At 42.2% G+C, this 20,366-nt stretch carries 19 protein-coding genes and 1 pseudogene; 11 read left to right on the top strand and 9 right to left on the bottom strand.

The genetic code is table 11. The features are described 5' to 3' along the window. The first annotated feature begins 103 nt into the window (after positions 1-103). Both lysS and L8106_RS14425 read left to right on the top strand, forming a co-directional pair. Positions 104-1,678: a lysine--tRNA ligase gene (gene lysS / locus L8106_RS14430; protein WP_009785069.1), complete on the top strand. Its 1,575-nt coding sequence runs from the start codon at positions 104-106 to the stop codon at positions 1,676-1,678. Positions 1,679-2,186: 508 nt separating this feature from the next. Next, a complete protein-coding gene (locus tag L8106_RS14425) occupies positions 2,187-3,242 on the top strand; it encodes an SGNH/GDSL hydrolase family protein (RefSeq protein ID WP_009785068.1) in 1,056 nt (351 codons plus the stop codon). A 456-nt stretch (positions 3,243-3,698) separates the two neighbouring features. Here L8106_RS14425 and L8106_RS14420 read toward each other — a convergent pair whose 3' ends face one another. Further along, a complete protein-coding gene (locus tag L8106_RS14420; protein WP_232228481.1) occupies positions 3,699-4,139 on the bottom strand; it encodes a hypothetical protein in 441 nt (146 codons plus the stop codon). 249 nt (positions 4,140-4,388) lie between these two features. On the opposite strand from L8106_RS14420, the gene L8106_RS14415 reads away from it, so the two are divergent. Together L8106_RS14415 and L8106_RS14410 are read left to right on the top strand one after the other, a co-directional pair. Continuing rightward, on the top strand, positions 4,389-5,915 hold the full coding sequence (locus L8106_RS14415) for a carboxypeptidase M32 (protein ID WP_009785066.1): 1,527 nt from the start codon (positions 4,389-4,391) through the stop codon (positions 5,913-5,915). A 178-nt stretch (positions 5,916-6,093) separates the two neighbouring features. Then, positions 6,094-6,810, top strand: a complete 717-nt coding sequence (locus tag L8106_RS14410) for a peptidoglycan-binding protein (RefSeq protein WP_009785065.1) — start codon at positions 6,094-6,096, stop codon at positions 6,808-6,810. Positions 6,811-6,863: 53 nt separating this feature from the next. Here the strand turns inward: L8106_RS14410 and L8106_RS14405 are convergent, their stop codons facing one another. The 3 genes from L8106_RS14405 to ahcY form a co-directional block, all read right to left on the bottom strand. Beyond that, a complete protein-coding gene (locus L8106_RS14405) occupies positions 6,864-8,096 on the bottom strand; it encodes a transposase (RefSeq protein ID WP_232228480.1) in 1,233 nt (410 codons plus the stop codon). Between the two features lie 116 nt (positions 8,097-8,212). Then, the gene (locus L8106_RS14400; protein WP_009785063.1) at positions 8,213-8,830 is read right to left on the bottom strand and encodes an exopolysaccharide biosynthesis protein; all 618 of its coding nucleotides are present in this window, start codon (positions 8,828-8,830) and stop codon (positions 8,213-8,215) included. A gap of 148 nt (positions 8,831-8,978) precedes the next feature. Beyond that, positions 8,979-10,256, bottom strand: coding sequence for an adenosylhomocysteinase (gene ahcY / locus L8106_RS14395; RefSeq protein WP_009785062.1), 1,278 nt, complete (start codon positions 10,254-10,256; stop codon positions 8,979-8,981). Between the two features lie 242 nt (positions 10,257-10,498). Here ahcY and psb29 point away from each other — a divergent pair, with 242 nt between their 5' ends. Next, on the top strand, positions 10,499-11,224 hold the full coding sequence (psb29, locus tag L8106_RS14390) for a photosystem II biogenesis protein Psp29 (RefSeq protein ID WP_009785061.1): 726 nt from the start codon (positions 10,499-10,501) through the stop codon (positions 11,222-11,224). Positions 11,225-11,551: 327 nt separating this feature from the next. Here the strand turns inward: psb29 and L8106_RS14385 are convergent, their stop codons facing one another. Beyond that, entirely contained in the window at positions 11,552-12,079 is a 528-nt protein-coding gene (locus L8106_RS14385; protein WP_009785060.1) for a late competence development ComFB family protein, read from the bottom strand. Positions 12,080-12,661: 582 nt separating this feature from the next. Next, entirely contained in the window at positions 12,662-13,069 is a 408-nt protein-coding gene (tnpA, locus tag L8106_RS30560) for an IS200/IS605 family transposase (RefSeq protein ID WP_071941392.1), read from the bottom strand. A gap of 59 nt (positions 13,070-13,128) precedes the next feature. Between tnpA and L8106_RS33675 the strand changes: the two genes are divergently transcribed. From L8106_RS33675 to L8106_RS14365, 5 genes and pseudogenes are all read left to right on the top strand, one after another. Continuing rightward, on the top strand, positions 13,129-13,902 hold the full coding sequence (locus L8106_RS33675; protein WP_009785057.1) for an RNA-guided endonuclease TnpB family protein: 774 nt from the start codon (positions 13,129-13,131) through the stop codon (positions 13,900-13,902). Positions 13,903-13,921: 19 nt separating this feature from the next. After that, positions 13,922-14,332 carry an RNA-guided endonuclease TnpB family protein gene (locus L8106_RS33670; RefSeq protein WP_009785056.1) on the top strand — a complete coding sequence of 137 codons (411 nt, stop codon included), beginning with the start codon at positions 13,922-13,924 and terminating at the stop codon, positions 14,330-14,332. Between the two features lies 1 nt (position 14,333). Next, positions 14,334-14,749 (top strand): annotated as a pseudogene (locus L8106_RS33665) (RNA-guided endonuclease InsQ/TnpB family protein); the annotation flags it as partial. A 69-nt stretch (positions 14,750-14,818) separates the two neighbouring features. Further along, positions 14,819-15,310: a reverse transcriptase N-terminal domain-containing protein gene (locus L8106_RS33660; RefSeq protein ID WP_232228485.1), complete on the top strand. Its 492-nt coding sequence runs from the start codon at positions 14,819-14,821 to the stop codon at positions 15,308-15,310. Continuing rightward, positions 15,289-16,665: a reverse transcriptase domain-containing protein gene (locus L8106_RS14365; RefSeq protein WP_009785054.1), complete on the top strand. Its 1,377-nt coding sequence runs from the start codon at positions 15,289-15,291 to the stop codon at positions 16,663-16,665. The genes L8106_RS33660 and L8106_RS14365 overlap by 22 nt, the downstream gene beginning before the upstream one ends. A gap of 258 nt (positions 16,666-16,923) precedes the next feature. Here the strand turns inward: L8106_RS14365 and L8106_RS14355 are convergent, their stop codons facing one another. The 3 genes from L8106_RS14355 to L8106_RS14345 form a co-directional block, all read right to left on the bottom strand. Continuing rightward, complete coding sequence (locus L8106_RS14355; protein ID WP_009785052.1) at positions 16,924-17,598, bottom strand: SH3 domain-containing protein; 675 nt, start codon at positions 17,596-17,598, stop codon at positions 16,924-16,926. Between the two features lie 76 nt (positions 17,599-17,674). Further along, positions 17,675-17,869, bottom strand: coding sequence for a hypothetical protein (locus tag L8106_RS14350; protein WP_039896342.1), 195 nt, complete (start codon positions 17,867-17,869; stop codon positions 17,675-17,677). A gap of 188 nt (positions 17,870-18,057) precedes the next feature. Continuing rightward, positions 18,058-18,912, bottom strand: a complete 855-nt coding sequence (locus L8106_RS14345) for a LysM peptidoglycan-binding domain-containing protein (protein ID WP_009785050.1) — start codon at positions 18,910-18,912, stop codon at positions 18,058-18,060. A 298-nt stretch (positions 18,913-19,210) separates the two neighbouring features. On the opposite strand from L8106_RS14345, the gene L8106_RS14340 reads away from it, so the two are divergent. Beyond that, the gene (locus L8106_RS14340) at positions 19,211-20,161 is read left to right on the top strand and encodes an NAD(P)-dependent alcohol dehydrogenase (RefSeq protein WP_009785049.1); all 951 of its coding nucleotides are present in this window, start codon (positions 19,211-19,213) and stop codon (positions 20,159-20,161) included. The last annotated feature ends 205 nt before the right edge of the window (positions 20,162-20,366 follow it).

The following is a 20,366-nucleotide window of genomic DNA, read 5'->3' as shown; positions in this document are numbered from 1 at the left end:
AGAATAATTTAAGAATTAAATGCGATCGCCATCCGCAAAAATATAGTTTCGTAACAAGTTATGATAGAACATTAAACTTGAACTCCTACAGGAAATCCTAAATATGGCTCAAAATGAAACCCGTAACGAAGCCGAAGTCCGTTCTCGAAAAGTAGACGACTTGCGATCGCTGGGAATTGACCCCTACCCCAGTCAGTCCTTTGCGCGATCGCACACCGCCCAAGCCATCAAAGATCTATTCTCCCAGTCCGAAAATGAACTCCAAGACGGCGAAGCAGACCCCAACGAAGCCCCCCTCAAAGTCTGCGGACGCATCACCTTCAAGCGCGATAGTGGGAGTATTGGCTTCATTGGGTTAACCGACACATCGGGAACAATTCAACTCAAAATCGAGAAAAAACTCGTTACAGGTGAAGCGGGAGGATTATCTTTTAATCAAATCAAAAAATTATTGGATACCGGAGATTTTATCAGCGCTGAAGGAATAGGTTGTCGCACAAACCGAGGCGAACTTTCCGTACAAGTTCAACGATTAGACGTACTTTCAAAAGCAACAATTCCCTTTCCTGACTCCTATTATGGTGTTAATGATCCCGAAATTTGTCGGCGCCATCGAGAGTTAGGATTAGTCAGTAGTCCTGAATCTTTTGCTACATTTAAACTTCGTAGTCGCATTATTAAAAGTATGCGAACCTATCTGTGGAATGCAGAATTTGATGAAATCGAAACCCCGGTTTTACAAGCGATTTACGGGGGTGCTGCGGCGCGTCCGTTTATCACCCATCACAATGCTTTAGATATTGATTTGTATCTGCGAATTGCGACAGAATTGTTCTTAAAAAGGGCAGTTTGTGGGGGATTTGAACGGGTGTTTGAGATTGGGCGAGTGTTTAGAAATGAAGGAATTGATAGCACTCATAATCCTGAGTTTACATCCGTTGAAGCGTATCAAGCCTATGCTGATTATTTTGACTTGATGACTTTAGTTGAAGATTTAATCTGTGTTGTGACGAAAGATGTATTAGGTGATGTTACTGAAGTAGACTATCTCGATGATAAAATTAGTCTAGAGCGGAAATATGACTACACCGATATTTATCCCAGTTTTACCGGAAAGCATTGGAAAGTGCAAACAATGGTGGAAGCGGTGCGGGAAAAAACAGGCTTAGATTTCGACACGTTGGAGTTGGGAGAAGCAATTAAAGAAGCGGAAAAGTTGGGTTTAAATCCCTCAAAGCTAAACACTCAAACGTTAGGATATTTGCTCTATGCAGTGTTCGATCAAAAGGTAGAATCAACACTGATGGAACCGACGTTTATTATTGATTTTCCTGTGGAAGTGAGTCCTTTAGCCAAGCGTCATCGTTCTAAGCCGGGATTTGTTGAACGGTTTGAATTATTTATTCACGGCACCGAATATTCTAACGGATTTTCGGAGTTAAATGATCCGGTTGATCAACGTAAACGGTTTGAAGAACAACTCGCCCAAAAAAATGCAGGGGATGAAGAAGCACACCCGATGGATGAAGATTTTATTCAGGCGTTATCGTTAGGAATGCCAACTTGTGGCGGGATGGGAATTGGTGTAGATCGAGTGATTATGTTGTTAACTAATACTCAAAGTATTCGAGATGTGATCATGTTCCCAACCATGCGTTCAATGTTGAAAGAGTCTTGATTTTTGACTAAGTAAAGAGTAGGGTGGGTTATTCCCATCTTACTTAGATTCTTCGCTTCTCTGAGAATGACAAGATTATTTATTCTGTTGAGTCAAACGAAACATCTCTATTAGATTCTTCACTTCTCTGAGAATGACAATACTATTTATTCTGTTGAGTCAAACGAAACATCTCTATTAGATTATTCGCTTCTCTGAGAATGACAATACTATTTATTCTGTTGAGTCAAACGAAACATCTCTATTAGATTATTCGCTTCTCTGAGAATGACAATACTATTTATTCTGTTGAGTCAAACGAAACATCTCTATTAGATTATTCGCTTCTCTGAGAATGACAATACTATTTATTCTGTTGAGTCAAACGAAACATCTCCATCTAAAGTTAGACATTTATCTAAAATTTACAGAAACCCCTGAAAGTTTTACATAATCCTCTGTAATTTCACGGAGATGGATGCTAGATTATTTAACATCAAGATTGTTTCAAATAACCAGAGTGTCATCTATGTCTCGCATCTACTCGTCTCATCTCGCTTTTAGCACTTCTTTATTGGGGTTGTTAACTGTAGGAACTGTTTCGGTTCAAGCCGCTAGTCTGGATTCTCGTTTTAATCAAATCTTTGTTTTTAGTGATAGTCTTTCCGATCCGGGTAATATTAGTAACCTCACAGGTGGAGCCGTTCCAGAAAATCCTTTATCTTTCGATGGACGCTTTTCTAACGGGCCAGTTTGGATTGAATATTTGAGTCCAAAATTAGGCTTAAATCCCAGTGCTTTTACCAGTCCAGTTCAGTCTTCCGATGGGATAAATTATTCTTTAGGAGGGGCGACTTCTGGAAGTTTTAATATCATTAATATTCTCCGTCCTGATATTCCCGTTGTATTTCCGGGATTAACTCAAGAACTTAATTATTTTATCGCCCCATTATTAGCACAAAATCAATCGGCTAATTCTGATGCGCTTTATGTCGTTTTTGCGGGTGCAAATGATTATCTATTTGGTGGCGTGAGTGATCCGACAATACCTGTTAATAATGTATCACAGGCTGTTCACTCGCTGTATGACGTTGGCGCTCGGAACTTTTTGCTTTTAAATTTACCGGGTTTAGGCAATACTCCATTAGTTTTAAATAGTGATTTCCAGGACCCTTTAAATCAGTTAACTGTAGCTCATAATTTCTACTTAAGTTCAGCCGTGAATGGTTTAAATCAATCCTTAACAGGTGTTAATATTGGTTTAGTTGATATTAATGCTACGGTTAACAGCATTTTGCAAAATCCCGGCGAATTTGGATTGACAAATGTTACCGATAGTTGGTCAAATGCAGTCGCAGTTTGTCTAGAAGTGGGTTGTGAGGAGTTTCCCAATCCTGATGAATATTTTTATTGGGATGCAGTTCATCCAACCACTGCGGCTCACGAAATTCTTGCAGATGTAGCTTATTCTACAGTACAGTCGCAATTTGCCAAAGTTCCAGAACCGACATCAACACTGGCTTTGAGTGCATTAGCTGTAGGATTTTTGTTCAATCAAGTTTCATCTCATCGCCGCAAAAACTAAATTCTGATTGGCGAATCTTCAGAGGAGTGTTGAAGGAATGGGTTAAGAGCAGGTAAATAACTTCAAGGTGCGTTAACCTAACGCACCTCTAGAAATTTAAAATTCCAAGTGAAGAAAAGGAGAGAGCGAATCCATAATTTACGACAAAATCGAGGGTTTTTCATACTAGAGGGAAATGCGTGAGAAGCGGAACTATATCAGTCGATTAAACCCTTATTTACCATCATTCTCCCTTTCAGATAGAACAGAGAAATCTGTAAATTAATTCCTGATTAGAATGAAAACACGACCTTAATATAGGTGATCGAATTCAATCGACTTTTTTCAGTTGATAGCAGTCAACATTGTAAAGCGTAACCCATCAAACTTGACCAAACAGATAAACTACTGAATCATCGGGGATGAGTTAGTCGGATGTGCTTTCAGGGTATGATTTTGAACATCCCTTTAGACATCTTATAAAGAAGAATTGTTTTCCTCCTCAGATACGGCTTCGGAATTGGGTGCAGGAGGAACATGATCCATATGACGAATCAATTCCACGAGAGCATTTGCTAATCGAGCGGCTACAACTGTACCTTCAAACTCAAATTCAGGATCTCTAAGTGCTTGGATTAACATTTGTTTTCCAGTTTCTGTCATCGAAACCATCGGCACCTGATTTTCCTTTTCTATTTGGATTGCTCCAGCGGTTTTGAGTTCATCATAAAGCCCCTGATAAATACCCACTTTTTTACCTTGGCGTTTTTGCTTAACCTTACTGGTGAGTTCGCTTTTCTTAACCTTGGCTTGAATTCCTCCTAGCGCCCACAATGTTAAAAGCAAGCGAGTTCTTGCCTTGGCATCCGCTTCACCTGTTACCGAATTTGCTGTCTCGTTATAAGTCATTGTTGACATATCAATCACTTCGGAACACGAAAATACCATCAGATTGTACACCAAGATATAAACAGTCAAGTTGCTGGATTGGGGGTGGCTTAGGAGACTAGGGTTAAAGAGAGTACAACCTCTAGAAAAAGTGATGAATCCGTCAACGATTAAGACTTTATAAATGATTAAGTTGATTTGATTAAAGCTTGTCAGGATTAGCGACAAGGAATGGCACACTAGAAATGATATAGTGTGTATCCGACAAACACCGCAATCATGCCACTGCCGAACCAGGAACCTCAATTAATCAAACTTAAACACCGTTTGAGTGAGATTAACGATATTGAATCGGTGGTTTCCCTACTACATTGGGATCAAGCCACCTATATGCCCTCTGGGGGGGCTGCCTCTAGAGGACGTCAAATTGCCACCCTCAAACAGATTGCTCACCAAAAGTTTACAGATCCAGCTCTCGGTCAACTGCTAGAAGATTTACATCCCTTTGAGGCTTCTCTTTCCTACGATTCCCTCGCCGCAAGTTTGATTCGCGTTACTCGCCAAGATTATCAACGAGCAATTCGAGTTCCGGCTGAATTTATAGCAAGGCTATCTCAGCATCAAGCAGCCTCTTATCAAGCCTGGTCAAAGGCTCGCCCGGAGAATGATTTTGCCACAGTCCAACCCTATTTAGAGAAAACTTTAGATCTGTCTCTCGAACTGGCAAGTTTTTTTAGCCCGACTCAACATATCGCTGATCCGTTAATTGAGCAAAATGATCACGGTATGAGCGTCGCCATGATCAAACCCATTTTTCAGCAGTTGCGACAACAGTTAGTTCCTCTAGTCGAAGCGATCGCGGACGCCCCCCCGATTAATAATTCCTGTCTGCATCAGTTCTTTGCCGAACAAGAGCAACTCAGCTTTATCAAAGGCGTAATTTTTCGGTTGGGTTATGACTTTAATCGAGGACGTCAAGACAAAACCTTACATCCCTTTGCCGCCAAGTTTTCGATTGGCGATGTCCGAATTACCACCCGAGTTTATGAACATCACCTCGATCAAGCCTTATTTAGCAGTATCCATGAAATGGGTCATGCCATGTATGAACAAGGACTTGCACCCGAGTTGGAAGCAACACCACTGGCTAGAGGAACTTCTTTTAGTGTCCATGAAAGTCAGTCACGGTTATGGGAAAATCTCATCGGTCGCAGTCGAGGGTTTTGGGAGTGGTTTTATCCGCAACTCCAAGGAACATTTATTCGTCAGTTAGGACAAACTTCCGCAGAGCAATTTTACCGGGCGATCAATACAGTCCAACCTTCTTTAATTCGCACGGATGCCGATGAAGTCACCTACAACTTACACGCCATGATTCGCTTCGATCTGGAGTTGGCAATGTTAGAAGGCACTTTAGCCGTGCGCGATCTACCGTCGGCTTGGAACGAACGATATCAGAAGGATTTGGGTCTGATTCCCTCAAATGATGCCAACGGCGTTTTACAAGATGTTCACTGGTTTGTCGGGTTAATTGGGGGAATGTTTCATGGGTATACGTTAGGAAACTTAATGAGCGCTCAATTTTATGAAGCCTTAATTGACAGCGACCCAGAAATTCCCGTGCAGATCGAACGAGGAAACTTTCGCCACTTGCATGACTGGCTGAGATCTCAGATTTATCAACATGGCCGAAAGTATACGTCTCACGAACTTCTGGAAAGAGTTACAGGTCAGGGGTTGAGTCTTGACCCATTTATGAATTATATTAGGAACAAATACGGATATCTTTACAACATTAAATTATAGATTTTAACGTTTTGTAATTAAGAGTCCTTTCCGGTACACCCAACCATGATTTTGCAATTAGACTTAAATAGATCTTCTATCTTTTACCGGATTTTTTGATCGGAGGTAGATGATAAAATTCAGATAATGTGTATCGGCTCTGTACATCAACTGCCAATAAAGTTTAGGATAACTTCTCATGTTTATCAGAAATACTATCTTAGCAGGCTCACTGATTGTAGCTGTTTTGGGGTTGGATTCCACGGCTCGGGCAACATCTAGCATTCAGCCCGAAGATCTCCCCAGAAAAGAGTTCAGTTTTAGTGAAGACCTGCAAATTCCGGTCAGACGCTCTCCAGAGTTTGTTCCCGCAGAACCCCGTCAAGACCGACTGTTTTCTGAGCCTTTTTATGAAGGTTCGTCTCAACCGATCCGACGTTATACCCTTGAGCCGGGAACACGAGGCACACAGGTAACAGGCTTACAACAGCGTCTACAAATTCATGGTTTTGATCCCGGTCGTGTTGATAGTGTCTTCGGCTCCCGTACAGAACAGGCCGTCAGAGCCTTCCAACAGGCCCGAGGACTAGAAGTTAACGGGATTGTAGATCGGGGAACCTGGAAGTTATTAGAAACTACTCCCAGGCCCGTAGCAACGGCTCCAAGGCCCGTAGAAACTGCTCCCAGGCCCGTAGCAGTCGCACAAGAAGTATTAACAAAAGGAACCAAGGGATCTAAAGTCAGAACCCTGCAAACCCGTTTAGAAATCAAAGGCTTCGATCCGGGTCCGGTTGATGGTGTATTTGGAAGTCGCACCCAAGCGGCTGTCATCGCCTATCAACAGACTAAAGGTTTAGAAGTCAATGGAGTTGTTGATGAGCAAACTTGGGTGGCGTTGAGTCAAGAGTGGCGGTGACATCCTCCCGACACCAAACAAAAACTGCGTTTTATGGTGCAGGCTTCTCAACTTCACAGTTGAGCATTTCTGGATAAGCACTTGTCTAGGCTATTCACCCCCGACAGACCGCCATTACCAGACAGTTTCCGTTCCCCAAAGTCCTTGGGTACTGATTCCAACCCTCGCAATCTCACCATCTGAGCCGCTGCATGATCTCGATGCGTTTTGTAGTTGCATTCCGGGCAGATATGCTCTCTTTCCTTGAGAGCTTTCTGCACGGTCGCACCGCACTCAGGACAGGTCGCGCTCGTTCCACGAGGGTCTACTTTTTGGAAATAGCAACCCCGCTTCCAACAAACCCACTTGAGCAGATCGAGAAACTGACCAAAGGAAGCGTCAATACACTCTTTTCTCAGCATCCCTCGATTGAGTCCGACCGTATTGAGATCTTCGGCGAAAATAGTTTCCGCCTGGTCACAGAGAAGATGTGCAGTTTTCAGGTGAAAATCTTTGCGGGTGTTGGCTATTTTATGATGCAATCTTGCCACTTTGATCTGAGCTTTCTCCCAGCTTTTAGAACCCTTATGTTTCCTGGAAGCCCTCTTTTGCAGCGATTTAAGCTTGCCTTTGAGATCTTTCAAAAACTTTGGGCGTTCAACCGTGAAATTGTCAGACGTTGTGACAAACTTTTCCAACCCTAAATCAACCCCAATCGCACGACCAATCGGAGGATTTTCGGGGATTTCTACGTCGAGCGCAATTGTGATAACCACATACCACTGAGTATGTCTTGCTCTTGATAAAACCCTGACCTGTTTAATCGTGAATCCGTCGGGAATCGGTCTGTGCAGATTGATTGCTACCTCGCCAATTTTAGAAAGCTTGATACACCCATCCTTAAGAGGATTCTCTTTGAATTGAGGGTATAAAAAGGACTTGAATTGCCCAAACTTTTTAAAACGAGGAAATCCAAAACTACGAGAGCGAAACGCATCCCAAGTGTCATGCAACCTTCTAATGGTTGTCTGCAATACTTGAGAGTGTACCTCTTTCAGTTTTGGGTTGATTTTTTTGGCTTTAGGCAGGTTATTTTGCTGAAGATGATAACTGGGAAATGGCGTATCAGCCGGAATAATGTATTCTTTCGATAGCGAGCATCTATCCACGTCACATTTTCGACTTGCAATCCAATCTTTTAACTCTCGCAAAGCGTAGTTGTAGACTCCTCTGCAAGTTTCCAACCAATCAAGTATTTTGGCTTGTTGGTCGGTGTTTGGATAGATTCGGTACTTGTAGTTCATCATCAGCATACAGGTATGCTACCACACCTGGTCTATACTGGTAAATGTATTTTGATCACCCCAAAAGGGGTTCAAAAATACCTGGGGGATGTCCATGTATCCTGACGCCAAATCATAGATTACAAAGACTGACGAATATAGTTAATCCCGGTTTTGACTGCTTCATAACCATAAACCAGGATCAGTGTAGAAAGAGTAAGTCCCATCGCACAAACCACCAATCCCCCTAAACTAATCGCCCCATCATCATCAAGTAGACCAAACCCGGTAATAAAAACCCCAATCGCAGGTAGAGTATTGGTTCCAGGAATCGGAATCATCATGGACATAGACATCAAAGCGATCGCCAATCCGATAATAATCCGACCCGGAAAGCTAGTGCAAATAAAGCTTAAGCGGGGACGAGAAACCAATTCAATTTTTTGTAACCAGGGAATTCCCGCTTTTAAAAAACCTTGCACTTTCTTGAGTTCTATCGGATGATTTAGCCATCCTTGAGGAAACCAAGGTTGCTTCGCCCCAATAATCAGCTGAACCGCTAAGAGAAAGAGCAAAATCCCAAAAGGAACCGAATAACCCGGCGCAGGAACAGGTAAAGCCGAAGGTAAAGCCAACAAGACAAACAAAAACCCAAAGATCCGTTCGCCGCCAATATCGAGAATATCAGCAAGGGTCACTTGGGGATTACGTTCTTCATCAAAGAAGTAACGCTGGAGTTCAACAGAGAGTTTAGACACGGGTAGTGGGAAAGGGAAGGTAAAAATTCAGAGAAAATACGCAACCCAGATGGTAATTTTTTAGGAAACAGGGAACAGGGAACGAGAAACAGTTTTTTGATCACCCGTCACCTGTCACCTGTCACCGATCACTGGTCACTCAATTCAATTAGGTACCAGACGCCCAAGAGTTGGTGTACTCAATTTGTTCAGCAGTTAGGGTATCGAGATTGATACCCATTGCCTTCAGTTTGAGTCGGGCAATTTCCTGATCAACATCAGTCGGAATCGAGTACATTCCGGGTGCCAGCTTGCCTTTATTCTTAACCAAATACTCGCAAGCGAGGGCTTGGTTAGCAAAACTCATATCCATCACCGCACTGGGATGACCTTCAGCAGCGGCTAAGTTAATCAGTCGGCCTTCTCCGAGTACAATTACAGACTTACCGCTTTGTAACTTGTACTGTTGAGTGAAGTTCCGAACTTCTTTAACTTCTGTCGATTTTTGCGCCAGGGACTTAAGATCGATTTCAATATCAAAGTGACCTGAATTACAAACCATCGCCCCGTCCTTCATCACATCAAAATGTTCAGAACGGATCACGTGTTTGTTTCCAGTAACAGTGATAAACAAATCTCCAATCGCCGCTGCTTGTTCCATCGGCATTACCCGGAAACCATCCATTACCGCTTCAATGGCGCGTACCGGATCAACTTCAGTGACGATCACATTCGCACCCATACCCCGAGCGCGGAGGGCGCAGCCTTTACCACACCAGCCATAGCCCGCAACAACGATATTCTTTCCAGCCAGCAGAATATTAGTGGCTCGAACGATACCATCGAGTGTAGATTGACCCGTACCATAACGGTTATCAAAGAAATGCTTGGTATCCGCGTCATTAACGTTCATCGCTGGGAAGGTCAACACACCATCATTAAGCATTGCCTTTAAACGAACAATACCTGTGGTGGTTTCTTCAGTCGTACCAATCAAATCAGAAAGTTGATGTTGACGATTTTTAACTAAAGTGGCAACAACGTCACTGCCATCATCGATGATGATATTGGGGCGATGATCCAGAGCAGTTTCAACGTGCCGCAAATAGGTTTCTGTATCTTCTCCCCTGATTGCAAAAACAGGAATACCGTGATCAACGACTAAGCTAGCCGCAACATCATCCTGAGTGGAAAGAGGATTACTTGCAATCAGAATCCCATCTGCACCCGCTGCTTTGAGAGCGATCGCCAGATGAGCCGTTTCTGTAGTGACATGGCAGCAAGCAACCAAGCGGATACCCGCAAGTGGCTTTTCTTTAGCGAAGCGTTCTTGAATCAACCGCAGAACGGGCATTTCCCGTCCAGCCCAATCAATCCGCTGTTTTCCTAGAGTTGCCAAAGAGGGATCTTTGATGTCGTACTTAGTACGTTCGGTTGTTGCAGTCATGCAATTTTGCCTCGAAATTATTATTTTTTCAACGTTTAGCTGTAACAACAGGAATCGTCACAGCACTAGAGCGTATATCCCCGACCAAAGACGGGAGATTAACTTTTTGTTACCGCAGTTTCAATTTTGCAGTCCATAATACAGACTAACCTGATGTTGTCAGATTGGCTAGAGGGATCTCGCTTGGCAAACGAGTCTTCAAGAGAGACAATATAATCTTAAGTCCCTCTTAAGAATGGCTTGTGAACAACATCCGTACCGTCTCTGATACCAAACGCGCTTTTTATAACACTCACACTCGTCCGATCAATTCAGTTTACCGTCGGGTGATCGAGGAGTTGATGGTTGAGATGCACCTACTGTCGGTCAATGTGGATTTCCAGTATGATCCCATTTATGCTTTGGGTGTCGTGAGCGCTTTCGACCGTTTCATGCAAGGATATCTACCCGAATCCGATAAGGAGTCTATTTTCCATGGTTTGATCAATGCTCTACAGGATGATCCTCAGCGCTATCGAGCCGAAGCCCAGCGATTGCAGGAGTTTGCTCAAACTCTCTCTGTTCAGGATATTGTCTCTTGGGTTGATGTTGCAGCCAACTCTGAAGTTCATAACGACTTGCAGAGTTCTTTTCAAAAGATTGCCACTAATCCCAAGTACAAATATAGTCGCATCTTGGCGATTGGTTTATTCACCCTGATTGAACAAGCCGATCCTCAAGCAATGGAAGACAAGGAAGCAACCCAGCAAACTCTGGCTCAACTTGCTTCGGGATTAAACTTACCCCTGGACAAATTACAAAAGGATCTAGAACTCTATCGCAGCAACTTAGAGAAATTGAAGCAAGCTCGCATTGTTATGGACGAAATGACTCAAGCCGAACGTAAACGGCGAGAACAACGGGCTGCTAAACCCCCCGTTAGTCCTACTCCTGAGTCTGCGCCGTCAGAGGTTTCTTCTGACTCCTGAAAATGTCTATCATCACTTGGCTCTAACCAGTCCTCGTTCGCGTCTAGACGAGGATTCTTTAATCTAAAAGGAGCCGGAGTTGAACCACTTTTAGGTAGAAAGCCTAGCCTTTTGACCTGTATGGATGGAACGATTCAATTTCTTCTTGGTGACAATTTCTGCGGGGGTTCAAGCTGTGCTGCCCAGGTTGCCATGGTAAGAGCCGCGATCATTTCCACTTGCTTTTTTGGTGTGCGCTTTACCGCTTCTCGAATCTAAGCACATCAACTGTCTCACTAATGCCAGAAGCTTATATCCCCCAGTTTAAAATGCGGGGGATCTTAAGCATTATGGTTCGTAATTTTCAGCATAAGTCTTGAGCAAGTCACCGATGTTATCCAGGATGCCTTTACCGGAAGATTGTCCGAATACAGTTTTGTTTTGTGCAACTCGGTCTAGATTTAGATTAATGGCCTCTTTGACCTGACCAGAAATCATTTCATAGAGGTCTTCTCTGGCTCTTGAACGCTGATATTGGGCGCCTTCTTCGGTGGTCGCATAGAGAGGAGGAAGTCGGTTGAGTGCATAGGCGGCGATGTCTCCGACATCAAGCGATGGTTCATTGTTATCCTCAATATCGGCAATTCTAGCGATCGCTTCACTGAGAACCAACTCCTCCATGACGTTGATAAACTGTTTACGGGGTAGAACAACCACTTCACCCGTTAACAAGGCTCCCATGAGGCGATCAAGTGCCATGTACTCCTCGATGGAGAGTTCGGATGCTGTATTGCAAATGCGTCCTACTTCAGCCTCCATAGAAGGCGTTAAGTAACCATCTTGTAAAGCTTGCTCAACAATTTTCTCAATACTCATAAGACCTTTAATACTGAATCGCAGAATGGAGTGAACTTGTCTGTATTTGTCTGACTCAGGAGAAACAGCAATTGAGCCTCTCCGACGACCTTGAGTCGGACAAATGTTTTCAATGATTTAGATTTAGCTGTTCGGTTTTGTTGGAGGGGCTGCGAGAAAGCGCTTGAGACATTTTCTGTCTGTTCTAGCACATTGGCTAAGAATAACATAATAACTCCCCTGTTCCCTATACAGAACACAGAACGTTATCTTCTGATCAATGTTTTTATGGGGGCGATGCTTATATCCCCCGCGATTCATCCGGGGGATATAAGCAAAAGTGCCATTTTTAAATGGCAGTGGATATTTTTATCTTAATGAAGTGAGAAGACCCGCGCCATAAGCGAACAGCGTTGGCGACGGGATGAATCGCGACCAAACAAACAGCTTACAATTTTTGTGGTAAGATGTAAGACATGGTTGAAAAAGCTCTGAAATTTCGCTTCTATCTTAATCGTCGTGAGAGGACTCCCGCCACAGCGTAAGCTTGGCGGTGAGATGAATCACGACAAAACAAAAAACATGAGTGGTGACGAATACGATTTAATTTTCCGGGGTTGCTTGTTGTTCAACATATTTTTTTAACTGTTCAACCGTGACACCACCGCAACTTGCAACAAAGTAAGAACCCGTCCAAAAACAAGGTTTGTCATAAAAATATTTCGATGCCAATCCAGGAAATTCTTGGCGAATTAGTCTGCTACTAACAGTTTTAAGATTACCAATCAATGTTGATAGTGATTGATCGGGTTTGTAATCAATCAGCAAATGAACATGATCAGATTCTCCATTGAACTCTAGCAATGTACAATCCCATTTCTTGAGGGTATCAACAAATATTTCCTGTAATCTTATCAAGATCTCTTTACTAATTGCTTTCCTTCGATATTTCACGACCAGTACAATATGAGCGTTAAGTCTGTAAACTGATCTAAAACCCTTGCGATACATACTTGACACTCTCTAACACTAAACGGTATGATCCCAGACAGATTGATGTGTGAGTAGAAATGTTAGACGTTCTCAAGGTAAGGTTATACCCGAATAAGGAACAGCAAACAGCTTTAGCAAAAAACTTTGGCTGTTGCCGTATGGTATGGAATTATTACCTAGAGAAGACTAACAGTCAGTACAAGGAAACAGGAAAAGGGTTGAACTATAACGAGATGGCTGCATATTTAACCCAACTTAAAAAGCAACCAGATTACCTGTTTCTGAAAGAAGCGACTGCTGCCACATTACAACAATCATTAAAGAATTTGGAATCAGCGTTTAAAAACTTCTTTCAAAAAAGAGCTAGATTTCCTAAATTCAAAAGTAAACATAAAAAACAATCCATTCGTTATCCCGAAAGTTGTTCAATTCAAGGGAATGGTTTGAAACTTCCCAAATTAGGGATTGTTAAAGCCAGAATCTCAAAAACAATTAGCAGTAAAATTAAATCTGTTACCGTGTCCAAGACAAGTACAGATAAATATTTTGCTGCTATTTTGTTTGAATCTGACGATTTAACCGCTAAGAAAACTGGGAAAATCTCAGGGATTGACTTAGGGTTAACAAGTTTAGTGACAGTGTTTGACGGTGAAACCTATACAAAGGTTGATCCGATTAAACCCACTAGAAAATCTGCCAAGCGATTAAAAAGAAGACAGCAAGCATTGTCTCGAAAGACAAAAGGGTCTAATAATCGCAAGAAACAAGTCAAAAGAGTTGCTAAAGTTCATGAAAAGATAGCGAATACAAGACAAGATTTCCTGCACAAACTACGAACGAAAGTTAGTTGACGAGAACCAAGTCATTGTAGTGGAAGACCTTTGTGTTAAAGGATTAGCGCGTACCAAGTTAGCAAAATCTGTATTAGATGCTGGCTTTGGAATGCTAATTAACTTCCTGGGCTACAAACTAGAAAGAGAAGAAGGAAAGTTAATTGAAGTTGACAGGTTCTTCCCGAGTACAAAGCTTTGCCATTGCTGCCAATTTAAAAACAATTCATTGAATTTAAGTGTCCGGGAATGGGTTTGCCCAAATTGTCAAACCCACCATGATCGAGATGAAAACGCAGCAAAAAACATTAGGAAAGAGGGTATAAGAATACTGTCAACAAATACCGTAGGGCATACGGAATTTCAAGCTGGTGGAGAGGATGTAAGACTCGTTGGTGCTTGCACCGAAAAGCATTCTTCTGTGAAACAAGAATCCCCCGTCACAGTGTAACTTGACGGGGGAGTGTCAACCAACTCTTGAACAGGAAAACCTGTTAAGGAGGACGTTGGGTTGTGTGCGATTGGTGTACAACAAAGCACTAGCAACACGCACTGAGGCGTGGTATGAACGGAAAGAACGGGTTGGCTATTCTCAAACTTCTTCAATGTTGACAAGCTGGAAGAAAGAGGAAGAATTAGACTTCTTAAATGAGGTTAGCTGTGTTCCGCCTTCTTCAATGTTTAAGGCATCTGCAAACTGCTTTCAGTAACTTCTTTGCGGGTCGGGCAAAATACCCAAACTTCAAGAAAAAGCGACATGGTGGAAGTGCAGAGTTTACGAGCGTCAGCATTTAAGTTTAAAGAGAGCCAAGTTTACATTGCCAAATGCAAAGAACCTTTGCCTATTAGATGGAGTCGTCAAAAGCCAACGCCTCTCCGTAATGGAAAAGGATATGCTAACAGACTCACGGTACAACGGATTGTAGAGGTACAAGTAGTGGTAAATAAGCCTAAAACAGATTCAAAACTGAAGACTGTGGGATGTAAACCGCCAACAGAATCACCCGAAGACATCAACGCCCAACTTAATTGGGTAACGATTGATTGGGATGACTTAGAGAAGCGTGTTTATAAGCTACAAAAGCGCATTTACAAAGCGTCTCGTCGTGATGATGTCAAGACAGTTCGCCGACTCCAAAAAACCCTAACCAAATCCTGGGCTGCAAAATGCCTAGCGGTGCGTCGTGTTACCCAAGATAATCAAGGTAAAAAGACGGCAGGTGTGGATGGTGTTAAATCACTGACCCCAAAGCAACGATTTAAATCAACTAAAAATGGGTACAAAGGTCAAACCCACTCGGAGAGTATGGATTCCGAAACCTGGGACAGAGGAAAAAAGACCTTTAGGAATACCGACCATGTACGACCGCGCATTGCAGGGACTTGTCAAACTGTATTAGAGCCAGAATGGGAGCGCTCTTTGACCTAACTCTTATGGGTCAGACCAGACGCTCATGTCAAGATGCTATTGGAGCAATATTCTTAGCAATAAACAAAAAAGCCAAATATGTGCTTGACGCTGATATTGCTAAATGCTTCGACCGCATCAACCATGAACAACTCTTAAGAAAACTAAATACCTATCCAACCCTACGAAAACAAATCCTCGCTTGGTTAAAAGCTGGTGTCATGGATGGAAAAGAGTTGTTCCCAACATCTGAGGGTACGCCACAAGGAGGAGTAATATCACCCCTACTGGCAAATATAGCCCTTCATGGGATGGAAAACGAAATCAACAAACTTGCTGATACATTCGATATGAAACGTCCTGACGGCACACAATTAAGCAAGAGGGACAAAAGACAATCAGTTAGTCTAATTCGTTACGCCGATGACTTCGTAATCCTTCACGAAGACATAACCATTGTCCAAAGATGTCAAGAGTTTATTTCTGAATGGTTAAAAGACATGGGTTTGGAATTGAAACCAAGTAAAACCCGATTAGCCCATACATTAGAGGAATATAATCAGGAAAAACCTGGATTTGACTTTCTGGGATTCAATATCAGACAGTTCAAAGCAGGTAAATACACCTCCGGTAAGGTAAGAGGAAAACTACTAGGTTTCAAAACCATTATAACTCCAAGCAAGAAAAGCCAGAAAAGACACTACAAAAAAGTTGCAGAAACAATAGAAAAGCACAAAGGGAAATCACCGGCAATTCTAATAAGAAACCTTAACCCAATAATCAGAGGATGGTGCAACTACTTCTCAACCGTAGTAAGTCAAAAAGTCTTTGAAAGATTATGGCACTTAACTGTTTGGAAACTAATCAAATGGGGTACAAAACGCCATCGAAACAAAGGAAGGAAATTTATAGTTTCCAAATACTTCCAAAAGATAGGGGATAACAATTGGGTATTCGCAACCAAGCAAGAGGGTAAAAACCCGATGCGGTTACTACAACATAGCGATACAACAATTAGTCGTTATGTAAAAGTTAAAGACGATGCCAGTCCATGCAACGGCGACCTAATTTACTGGAGTACAAGAATGGGCAAACACCCTGAGATGCCAAAGCGAACGGCATTGCTGCTCAAAAAGCAAAAAGGGAAGTGCGCTCAATGCGGATTGTTCTTCAAAGAAGGAGATGTAATCGAGCTAGACCACATCATTCCTAAGTCAAAAGGCGGAAAGAATGAGTATAAAAATTGGCAACTTCTCCATCGACATTGCCATGATGAAAAGACCAGAAATGATGGCAGCATAGACAGAAAACTGTCACACAAACCCATCAGAATCCCTGAGAATTATCGATGGGAAAACGATCTGCTGGTGACGTGAATCATGACAATAGCCGTGTTACTGAGGAGCCGTATGATGGGAAACTATCAAGTACGGTTTTGGAGAGCAGTGGAGGGGGCGACTCCTTCACTGACTTTAATCATCTTAAAAAAGGCTCTCAGTACGGTCGGGCAGACCGGATCTTTAAAGCTTGGGGAGATTGAACCGCTTTTAGTGTTGGAGCAATCCTGTACTAGAAAGTTTGATCTGTGAACCAAGAATCCCCGTAATTTATTGCGGGGAGTGTCAACGCTAGACTCAATGGCCTTTTTGAACAATCAGATAGGTGGGTTTGTAGCTGATAATAAAATTGGTCATTATCTCTTGTTCTGCGGGAGTTGGTGTAGCGAGACAGCCTGCTGTTCCCGTTTGCGAGTTGTGTTCAAAGGTAGAGGGATCATAGTGTATCCCAAATCCACCCCGGTTTGTCTCAAAAGTCGGAGTAACGGGCGACCACACTCCTCCAAATTCTCCGGGAGCATACTCTACATGACCTGGATAATCAAAGGTGTATACCCCAAATGGTATCGGAGTTTGAGATCCGGGTTGTTCGGAGGGATCTTGTAAACCGACCCGACCTGAAACACAGCGTATCCGATCAATCACCTGACCTGTCGTATCGATTAATTCAGTTTGATAGACTTTTAACCCGGACGCAATGATTTGGTTCGTTTGAGTCGAAACCACTTTTGCACCACTGAGTCCAAAGTCGGTTGAGGAAGGCTGTTCGGAAGGGGGGACAAAGGTGAGAAACTCCATCGCTACCCAACGATTTTGGCCAATCGCGACCCAGTTCCAATTTCCGGCTTGAATGGGAGAACCTATAACTGTAACTTTTGTACCGTTTTCTAGAGTATCAACTATCTCACCATTCGGACGATAACGAACATTTAAAGTATCACCTTGCGTTCTCACAATTGCAGTCTGACTCATCAATTTTTTCTCCTTTTAGAAATAGATGAGGTTCAAAAACAAAACCATCAACGGCTTGATTAAATTGCACTTTTGTTTAAACCTGAGTCGGTAAAGGTTTAATCCAGAGGGCTGTAAAAAAGATGGGTGTACCGCCAATTAATCCCAAAATTAACCAGCGATTAAAACGACGACCTTTTTGTTTGGCAATTAAAGCGGCAATTCCCCCGATCAAACAATGAAAAAAGAGTAAAAATAAAGTCAAAGCTGGATCAACTTCTAAGTTAAGCATTAGAAATAAGTCGTTACGCATTTGAATTTTAATCAACAACTAGACTGAGAGATGGAGTTCAATATTAGGCTGACATTGAGCAGATGATCACGTTTTATAGAATAACACAAGTCTCTAAAGGGATTCAAGTAGAGTTGTTAATTTCTATTAAATCAATAGACTCAACTCAAACCCCTTGACTAATTTTATTAACCTCTATAGACTCTAGCTTTTTGATGGGAAAATTCCAAGATTCCTGTAATGGTTTTGTGGAGAATAATTTCATTGACAAACGCTTTGGCTTCGCCTCGATGCTGTAAATTCCAAGCCGCATATAAACTCGGTGTATAGCGATCATCTTTCCCAACCCCAAAATCATCATAAATTACCCAAAAAACCTCAAGAGTGTAATGACGATCTGTATTCAGAGTAAATCGCTTTAGGAGTAAATCTGCACCTTGAATTCCTCCAACTGTCGCAAATAACGTTAAGTCTGCTTTTCCCGGTTTAAAAGAAAAATGAGGAATAGAAACTTTTAGCTGATGAACATCAATATTGTGAACATTTGCTTGAGATTGAAGTTGGTGTTGAACTTGAGGAATAACTTGATCAAATGCCTGATTAAAGGGTTGTGAATTTTCAATCAAACGAGATAAAGGTGAATCAATGCTATGTTGATAAATACCGCCTTTCCCTTCTAAAAAATGTTCGATTAGAGGTTTAAGGATTTTTTGATTAACAATTAAATTCGAGGGAGAATAGCGAATGAAAGCTTGATAAAAATTGCTCAAAATTGGTGACAAAGGACTCAACTGATCAGATGAAAAAAAATCGTCTCCCTCCCCATATCCAGAGGTGGGATGAAATCGTTGACCCATTTTAATCGGTAGATAAACCCTTTGACCTGCTTGCAGTTCAGACATCTCTGCGGAAGTAAAACGAGTTCCATTGGGTTGACGAATTTCTCGCCAGCGATCGCGATTTCCAAACCCTTTTTCAGCGATACTTTTGAGTGTGTCCCCGAGTTGGACGGTGTAGGAAGTATCAAAAACAATCTTAGTCATTTTCAATGTTAACTTAACATGATCTAATCTTTCAAGTCTTAAACGAAACCTTCCGTAAAATTTGACCTTAAACTCAAACCGGAAAAAATCTACATTACACGATATCTGATCAGTCTAGAGATTAAATCTAACTTCCAATCTGAGAAATAGCCAGTCACATATTCAAGGGACGTTTACCCTGAAGACATTTCAGACATTCTGTAGAATCAAAATAATTTAACCGGATGACATTCACAAGAATACGCGATACATTAAGCTAACAAGGATTCAAAATCAAAAACAAGCTGAGGATTAGCAGATGAAAGCGGTTATTTTTAATCAATATGGTTCGTCTAATGTATTGGAATATCGAGAGATAGACACCCCCAAAATTAAACCGGATGAATTATTAGTTAAAATCTCCGCTACCAGTGTAAACCCCGTTGACTGGAAAATCCGACAGGGACATTTACAACTGATCTCCGGTTACAACTTCCCCAAACAAATTGGCGCCGACTTGTCAGGGGTTGTGGTAGAAGTTGGAGAACGAGTTACAGGCTTTCAAGTGGGTGATGAAGTCTACACCAGCCTTAACCCGGTTTCTGGCGGTGCTTGCGCCCAATACGCTGCGGTTCCGGCTTCTATCGCCGCCCTCAAGCCTACAAATATAACTCACGAAGAAGCGGCGGCTGTTCCCATTGCGGGCTTAACTGCGCTACAATCTTTGTTTGATTTGGGTCAAATTCGACCTGGACAAAAAGTATTAATCAATGGCGCTTCGGGTGGTGTCGGAACCTACGCGGTACAAATTGCCAAAGCGATGGAAACCGAAGTAACGGGAGTGTGTAGCACCGCCAATTTAGAACGGGTAAAACAGTTAGGCGCCGATATTGTTCTTGACTATACACAAGTTGATTTTACCCAACAAGGCACGCAATACGACATTATTTTAGATGCGGTGGGAAAACAAATTTTTTCTAACTGTGAGAAGGTTCTAAAACCTGATGGAATTTATATTTCTACCCTTCCCACTCCTGAAAATATTCTCGCCTCTGCTCAAACTTGGTTGTTTCCAGGTAAATCTGCTAAATTAGTTTTGGCACAACCCAATCGTCGAGATTTAGATGCGTTGCGAGACTGGATAGAAGCGGGTAAAATTCAATCGGTAATTGCTCGGGTTTATCCGCTTTCTGATATTATTGAAGCCCATAATTACAGTGAAACCGGGCGAGCGGTTGGGAAGATTGTTTGTGTAGTTGAAACTGATTAATCAACCTGTAGGGGCGCAAGGCTTGCGCCCAAAATAAAATCAGGTGCATCAGACAAAAAGGTTTATGATGAAACCGTGAAATTAATTATCTGATTCACCCTACCCATTGAGTGGAACCTGTAGAGTCCATCAGACAAAAAGGTTGATGGTGAAACCTTGAAATTAATTATTTTGATGCACCCTACTAGGGATTAAATTTTAGTGC

Source organism: Lyngbya sp. PCC 8106, assembly GCF_000169095.1.
In the GTDB taxonomy this organism is placed as follows: domain Bacteria; phylum Cyanobacteriota; class Cyanobacteriia; order Cyanobacteriales; family Microcoleaceae; genus Capilliphycus.
This window is presented reverse-complemented; position numbering and strand designations above follow the sequence as displayed.

What these genes read in the sequence shown, in the direction of transcription:
- L8106_RS14350 (WP_039896342.1), bottom strand. Translation starts at nt 17,869, where the DNA reads ATGCTTAACTTAGAAGTTGATCCAGCTTTGACTTTATTTTTACTCTTT.
- L8106_RS14345 (WP_009785050.1), bottom strand. Translation starts at nt 18,912, where the DNA reads ATGACTAAGATTGTTTTTGATACTTCCTACACCGTCCAACTCGGGGAC.
- L8106_RS33675 (WP_009785057.1), top strand. Translation starts at nt 13,129, where the DNA reads ATGTTAGACGTTCTCAAGGTAAGGTTATACCCGAATAAGGAACAGCAA.
- tnpA (WP_071941392.1), bottom strand. Translation starts at nt 13,069, where the DNA reads ATGTATCGCAAGGGTTTTAGATCAGTTTACAGACTTAACGCTCATATT.
- L8106_RS14420 (WP_232228481.1), bottom strand. Translation starts at nt 4,139, where the DNA reads ATGTCAACAATGACTTATAACGAGACAGCAAATTCGGTAACAGGTGAA.
- ahcY (WP_009785062.1), bottom strand. Translation starts at nt 10,256, where the DNA reads ATGACTGCAACAACCGAACGTACTAAGTACGACATCAAAGATCCCTCT.
- L8106_RS14355 (WP_009785052.1), bottom strand. Translation starts at nt 17,598, where the DNA reads ATGAGTCAGACTGCAATTGTGAGAACGCAAGGTGATACTTTAAATGTT.
- L8106_RS14415 (WP_009785066.1), top strand. Translation starts at nt 4,389, where the DNA reads ATGCCACTGCCGAACCAGGAACCTCAATTAATCAAACTTAAACACCGT.
- L8106_RS14385 (WP_009785060.1), bottom strand. Translation starts at nt 12,079, where the DNA reads ATGAGTATTGAGAAAATTGTTGAGCAAGCTTTACAAGATGGTTACTTA.
- lysS (WP_009785069.1), top strand. Translation starts at nt 104, where the DNA reads ATGGCTCAAAATGAAACCCGTAACGAAGCCGAAGTCCGTTCTCGAAAA.
- L8106_RS14340 (WP_009785049.1), top strand. Translation starts at nt 19,211, where the DNA reads ATGAAAGCGGTTATTTTTAATCAATATGGTTCGTCTAATGTATTGGAA.
- L8106_RS14425 (WP_009785068.1), top strand. Translation starts at nt 2,187, where the DNA reads ATGTCTCGCATCTACTCGTCTCATCTCGCTTTTAGCACTTCTTTATTG.
- L8106_RS14410 (WP_009785065.1), top strand. Translation starts at nt 6,094, where the DNA reads ATGTTTATCAGAAATACTATCTTAGCAGGCTCACTGATTGTAGCTGTT.
- L8106_RS14365 (WP_009785054.1), top strand. Translation starts at nt 15,289, where the DNA reads ATGGGAGCGCTCTTTGACCTAACTCTTATGGGTCAGACCAGACGCTCA.
- L8106_RS14405 (WP_232228480.1), bottom strand. Translation starts at nt 8,096, where the DNA reads ATGATGAACTACAAGTACCGAATCTATCCAAACACCGACCAACAAGCC.